Raw genomic sequence first — 6,027 nt, forward strand, 5'->3', positions numbered from 1 at the left:
AGTGTCTGAACTTTAGATAAAATACTTCCGTATGTCAAGAAAAGCCGTAAACCCAATCCGCTATTGATTTTTATAAGGGAAAAAAGCTAATAAGAATTTTAAGATAGGATATCTTCACCCCTTACTTTTTCATAAAAGCCCTAGTTTTTTCATCTTAAATCTTAGTGTGCTGGGGTTAATGCCGAGCAGTTCAGCCGCTCCGCCAGGTCCGTGGATTTTTCCTTTTGCCAGCTTAACTACTTTCTTAATATGTAAAGACATTGCATCATCAAGTTTTATAACTTGTTCAACATTGTTACCGTATTGTAAAAATGACGGCTCAGTCTGTGACAAAACGGTATCTCCGGTATTTGGGCTAAATATCCGGTTTAGATATGATTGAACAGATTTTTCAATATTTGCAGAATTATCTTTTTCGTTGGTTAAGTCCGATTTATTGTTTTCTATATAAAGTGGTCTTACATTACTGAGCGCATGCTTTAACATCCGTTCGATGTTCAGAAGTATAACTTTATCTATATCTGAAGTGTTTTGATCCTGGTTATTCATTTCCGGTAAATCTGACAATGTACCTTTAAAATGCAGGTCTTCAAAGGTTAAAGGCCCGGACATTTTTTGCCCCTGATATTGAATTAAAGCACGTTCCACAATATTTTCCAATTCGCGGACATTTCCCGGCCAATGGTATCCCATGATCCGTTCAATGGCTTCAGGCGCGACAGTTGGTAAAGGGTGAATGTTTTTTTCAACAGATTTTCGTTTTATGAAATAGTAAATAAGATCATAAATATCTTCCTTTCTATTTCGCAACGGTGGGATTTTTATGGGAAAAACGTGTAATCTAAACCACAGGTCCTCCCGGAACTTGTTCATAATCACCATGTTTTCCAGATTTCTGTGGGTAGCGGCAATGATCCTGATATCCACAGGCACAGGTGCTGTACTTCCAACGCGTTCAATTTCTTTGTTTTGTACCACGCGCAAGAGTCTAACCTGAGCTTCTAACGGAAGCTCCCCGATTTCATCCAGCAATATTGTACCCCTGTGGGCCCGTTCGAACCTGCCTCGTTTTTGAGCTACCGCACCCGTGAAAGCCCCTTTTTCATGACCAAACAGTTCGCTGTCTATGAGTGATTCCGGTATCGCACCGCAGTTAACTTTTATAAAAGGCTCATTTCTTCGGTGAGAAAAATAATGTATGGCGTTTGCAATTACTTCTTTACCGGACCCGGTCTCTCCTAACAGCAATACCGGACCGTCTAAAGGAGCTATCTGCCTGACCATTTCGAAAACTTCTTTCAAACCTTTGTCACGGCCTATGATCTCATCTCCCGATATCCGGAGCATCTCCTGATGAAGATACCTGTTATCATCTGTCAGTTTTTCTTTAAGCTTCAAGACTTCTTCATGCTTTAGGGCATTTGACATAGCAATGGCAAAAGGGTCATGCAGCAAAGACAACATATGGGCGTGTTCCTTCTTATATTGATCTTTACCGAACACATGTGCAGTGATTGCAAATAATCTTTCAGCCTGAATTTTAAGACGCATAATCATAACTGATGTTTCGGGCATGTTATCTAATTCAGACATTATTCTAACTGCCAGATGTTCTTCAGGCCGATTAACAATTACAACATCCTGAAGATTTTGCCATTCACGTTCCAGATCTTTACGTATTTCCCGCGGCATGGGAAGTATCCGGTTTATTTTTTGAGCCTTGTATCGTGTAACACGTGCAACTGTTTCCACAGTGGCCATACCTGGATTTGCAACCAATAAATCCACTCCAGTTAAGGGTATGAAATTTTCCAGATACTTCAAAGTTTCCCACATAGCAGTTTCAATATTAAGACTTCCGCAAATCCGCATGGTAGCCTGACAAAAAAAATCATTTACATCTAAAGGCATAGTTAAAGTTCCAGTTGCTTTTTAAAGAAGGAAAATATAATATTCAGGAAAATATTTTAGTTTTCTTTTTTAATAATTGATTATATAGTTCAAAAAATCCTTAATAGTACGTTTTCTGACTCCTCAAATAATAAGCTTAGCTCATGCTTATTAATAATTTTGTAATATATTACCATATCATTGTCAAATATTAATTATATTTCGCTGTATTTTGCGTTTCGATAAACTGCATATTTATAACATTTTAATATTACATTATATAATAAATGTGGCACGAATTGTGCTCATAATGTTTATAAACATAATAGATATAAAAAAAATTGAAGCAAAAAAGAGCAACTATCGGCAGATAAAAAATATAAACCAAAAGGTAATAAAATATCCAAACAACAGGAGGAGAAAAAAATGAGTGAAGACAAAATTAATTCACAGTTTAGGATGGGAAATAAACCACTGGAAGGACCTGAAGATGCGGAACCGATCCTGCCGGTAGCTCCACCGGAAAAATGGGATCATGAGGCCGATCTGGTAGTAGTGGGATGTGGAGGAGGCGGACTTGCCGGTGCACTAGTAGCAGCAGATAAAGGAAATACTTCGATCATTATTGAGAAGATGGATTTTGAAGGTGGAACCTCCCAGTACGCAGGTGCCTTTTATGCTTACAACAGCAGGATACAGATAGAGGCTGAGATAGAATGGGATGTTAATGAGGTTGCCATGGGAAACCTTTTTGAGACAGGTTACACAGGCGACATACATATGTTTCGTAATATGATAAAAAAGAGTGGTGAAGTTGTCGACTGGATGGAAGATAAAGGCTTTGAATGGGAGATTGAAAAAGGTGGATACCCTGCAGTAACTCCCAAAGGCACTTATGATACAATAGGTTTGACCCGTATGACTGCGGTTATGAATTTCCTGGCCGCAAAGGGCAAAGAAAAGGGTGTGAAGTTTATGATCAGCACTCAGGTAGATGCATTGGTGAAAGATAGCAGCGGCAGAATTGTGGGAGTAAAAGCTACAGTTATTCCTGAGGGAAAGACCATTTTTATAAAAGCAAATAAAGCCGTACTTATGGCAGCCGGTGGTATGCAACACAACAGAACTTTACTTAAGAAATACGCACCCTCAGTTCATAAGGGTGTCGGCAGTGTATCAATGTCTCTGCCGTGCAATACCGGAGAAGCTTTCAGGATGGGGCTTGGAGTTGGAGCCGATGTGGCAGGATTGGATTCTTGCACCTGTTTTGAAGGCGGAATAGATCTTTTGGAGAAAGGTGGACCCTGGTTCAGATATCTATACTCCGGAGATGTTCAAATATCGAGAGCTCCCTGGCTGCACTTAAACAAAGCGTGCAAAAGATTCATGATGATGGACAACAACTTAGCTCAGTATATGTTAAGACCGCCTGCCATGGGTGCGCAACCCGGAGGAAGGGCATATGTGGTTTTCGATAACAAATATGAAGAAAATATCTGGAAGATCCAGGATGATGTTATATTTGGCACATCCTGCAAACGACCTCTCACTACGGATGTAGCGGGCAACAAAATAGCTACCAGAGATGAGATGCTTTGTGGGAAAGATTGGCATGAAGGTGTTAAAGAAGCGATTGGTCTGGGGTCAATAAGAGTAGCCGATACCTTGGAAGAATTAGCTGAAAAGTTAGGCCTGGATAAGGTTTTGTTCAAAGAAGCCATAGAGAAATGGAATAGTTATTGTGATGCCGGTGAGGACCCGGAATTTAATACACCGGAAAGGTTCCTGATCCCGATAAAGCACGCTCCTTATTATGGACTTAAAGTTGCAGGCAGCATGGGGCCAGTCGGAACCGGTCTGCGGGTTAATGAACATATGCAGGTTTTGAATGATGATCAAAAGCCAATTCCGGGGCTATACGCTGCATTTTTCACAGCTGGTGGAAGTATCGGACAAGGCAGAACTCCGATGGGCTTTGGTCTTCTCGGTGGTTGTAGCATGTCAACTACCTCCGGTTATACTGCCGCCGAACATGCTGTGTCACAAAAATAATATCTGAGGGGAAAACGATTATGAAGCTGGTAGATGGAAACGGCGGAACAATAATGCAAGTAAAAACGATGAAGCGCCAGGACGAGCGACTTGTTATCCGGGGAATGGCTATGGGCGGCATGCCCATGACAGCTTTTTTGAAACCCGAGGAGTTGTGGAGCATATTTGAACTTCTCACCTGGGATATTTTAAAGTCCATACCCTCCATGCTCTGGAAAGGGTATCAACGGAGTCGGGATCTTAAAAAAAAGAAAAAAAAATAGACGGCTACGTTTGGTTCTGTTTCAACTCAAATTGCATCAGCGTTGTCCCGAATGCCTGAAAACGTCAGGCATTCGGAAGCTTGATTGTTTGCATTAAAGATTTTATCTATGCAGAATAGTAATATAATATACGGATTAGGAACAAAACTACACTGAATTATATAAAATATATCTTTGATATAAGGAAAGGTGAGAACCATGTCAAATAAAGCAGAAATGTTGGTAAAGATGAAAGAAGCCGTCATGGATCTTGATGACGACTTATTGTTTGAGTTGATTGACGAGGGGCTTAAAATGGATATTAGCCCACTTGATATGATCATAGAAGGTATGAATCCCGGTTTAAACATCATAGGCGAGGGATTTGATACAGGCAAGCGGTTCATGAGCGACCTTATAATTGCCGGTGACATGTTAAATGATGCTACCGACAAGCTGCGTCCTCTTATTGAGGCAGGCGGCGAGCCCATGGGTGAAACGATGATAATCGGAACGGTTGAAGGGGATGTGCATTTTATCGGAAAGCGCATAGTGGGAGCCGTATTTACTGCCAATGGATATAATGTAATTGACATCGGTGAGAACAAATCTGCCAAGGAATTTGCGGAAGCAGCAAAAAAACATAATGCAACTGTAGTAGGCGCTTCTGCTATTTTATCTCCTGTGAAAGCTTATTGTGGAAATGTTAATAAAGCGCTTATTGATGCAGGTGTTAGGGATAATTTGATTTACATTGCCGGAGGCTGGGCATTTACAGATGAACAGGCTGAAGAGTATGGGGCCGATGCTGCAGCTATCAGCGCTATTGAAGCTATCCGCAAGGTTAAGCTGTTAAAAGCGGGTGAAATGCCCATGCTGAAGAACAGGTAGTATTATAGTGAATAAATGAATATCGAAAAAAGATAAAAGATAACAACCCCCTTGCCCCCTTTTCTAAGGGGGAATATTTAAGCTGGTTTAACCTCATTAAATGTAGAATATCTGAGGTTTGTAACCAGCACCAAATGATAAAGTGAGGCGGTAAAATTCCCCCTTAATAAAGGGGGATAAAGGGGGTTGTTTAAAATCCGCCAAATACTTCACAATTCGAAATTCCTTGTTCGATATTCGATATTCAGTTTTTTTAAAAAGTATACATAAAGAGGTATTAATATATGGAAAACTTATGGGGTCATGAACTTGTATTTCCGGAAGATGTTTTATATTCGCCTGAATTTCTTTGGGTAAAGGAAGATGCTGGAAAGATACGCGCTGGTTTAAGCGATATAATCGTAAGATCGGCAAAGAAACTGGTAACCATTAAAATGACATGTGATGCAGGAGCTTTAATAAATAAAGGCGATTCGATCGGAACAGTTGAGACAAGTAAAGCCGTTAGAGAAATTATCGCCCCTGTTTCAGGCACGGTGATTGCCGTAAATCCGTCAATAGCCGGCGGAGATCCGTCTTTAATAATGAAAGATCCTTATGGAGAAGGCTGGGTTGTAGAGATAGAGAAAACAGGCGATACCGATGCACAGCTTAAAGAGCTGATGAAAGGCGATGAGGATGAAACAAAGGAGTGGTTGGAGGAACAAGCGGATGATATTGTTCCAATGGCATAGGCGACGAATATTAAATAATAGACTTTCAGATAATGTTTTTGGCAAGGCCAGAAGGAGTCGCCCTGAGTAAAACGTACAGTTAGAACGTTGTCGAAGGGGGGCGACTGATAACGCAGCCTAAAATTTTATCTGATAGTATATAGGAGTGATAAAGAAGTGTTGACATTTACTCAGGAACAAAAAACCTATACGATAGGTGATGTAACAATAGGCGGTCA

Annotated in this window: 4 protein-coding genes and 1 pseudogene; 4 read left to right on the forward strand and 1 reads right to left on the reverse strand. The window is 40.5% G+C overall.

The window, feature by feature from the left end; all coding sequences use genetic code 11:
• Positions 1–582: 582 nt before the first annotated feature.
• Positions 583–1,872, reverse strand: a pseudogene (locus tag KKC46_09185) (sigma 54-interacting transcriptional regulator).
• 444 nt (positions 1,873–2,316) lie between these two features.
• Between KKC46_09185 and KKC46_09190 the strand changes: the two are divergent.
• The 4 genes from KKC46_09190 to KKC46_09205 all read left to right on the forward strand — a co-directional run bounded on the left by KKC46_09190 (position 2,317) and on the right by KKC46_09205 (position 5,809).
• Positions 2,317–3,942 carry an FAD-binding protein gene (locus KKC46_09190; GenBank protein MBU1053989.1) on the forward strand — a complete coding sequence of 542 codons (1,626 nt, stop codon included), beginning with the start codon at positions 2,317–2,319 and terminating at the stop codon, positions 3,940–3,942.
• 20 nt (positions 3,943–3,962) lie between these two features.
• The gene (locus KKC46_09195) at positions 3,963–4,205 is read left to right on the forward strand and encodes a hypothetical protein (GenBank protein ID MBU1053990.1); all 243 of its coding nucleotides are present in this window, start codon (positions 3,963–3,965) and stop codon (positions 4,203–4,205) included.
• Positions 4,206–4,403: 198 nt separating this feature from the next.
• The gene (locus tag KKC46_09200; GenBank protein ID MBU1053991.1) at positions 4,404–5,075 is read left to right on the forward strand and encodes a cobalamin-dependent protein; all 672 of its coding nucleotides are present in this window, start codon (positions 4,404–4,406) and stop codon (positions 5,073–5,075) included.
• A 284-nt stretch (positions 5,076–5,359) separates the two neighbouring features.
• The gene (locus tag KKC46_09205; GenBank protein MBU1053992.1) at positions 5,360–5,809 is read left to right on the forward strand and encodes a glycine cleavage system protein H; all 450 of its coding nucleotides are present in this window, start codon (positions 5,360–5,362) and stop codon (positions 5,807–5,809) included.
• Positions 5,810–6,027 lie beyond the last annotated feature (218 nt).

This window comes from Pseudomonadota bacterium, from assembly GCA_018817425.1.
In the GTDB taxonomy this organism is placed as follows: Bacteria; Desulfobacterota; Desulfobacteria; order Desulfobacterales; family RPRI01; genus RPRI01.

Excerpts from the sequence above, each read along its gene's own strand:
- KKC46_09190 (MBU1053989.1), top strand. The coding sequence starts at position 2,317 with ATGAGTGAAGACAAAATTAATTCACAGTTTAGGATGGGAAATAAACCA.
- KKC46_09195 (MBU1053990.1), top strand. The coding sequence starts at position 3,963 with ATGAAGCTGGTAGATGGAAACGGCGGAACAATAATGCAAGTAAAAACG.
- KKC46_09200 (MBU1053991.1), top strand. The coding sequence starts at position 4,404 with ATGTCAAATAAAGCAGAAATGTTGGTAAAGATGAAAGAAGCCGTCATG.
- KKC46_09205 (MBU1053992.1), top strand. The coding sequence starts at position 5,360 with ATGGAAAACTTATGGGGTCATGAACTTGTATTTCCGGAAGATGTTTTA.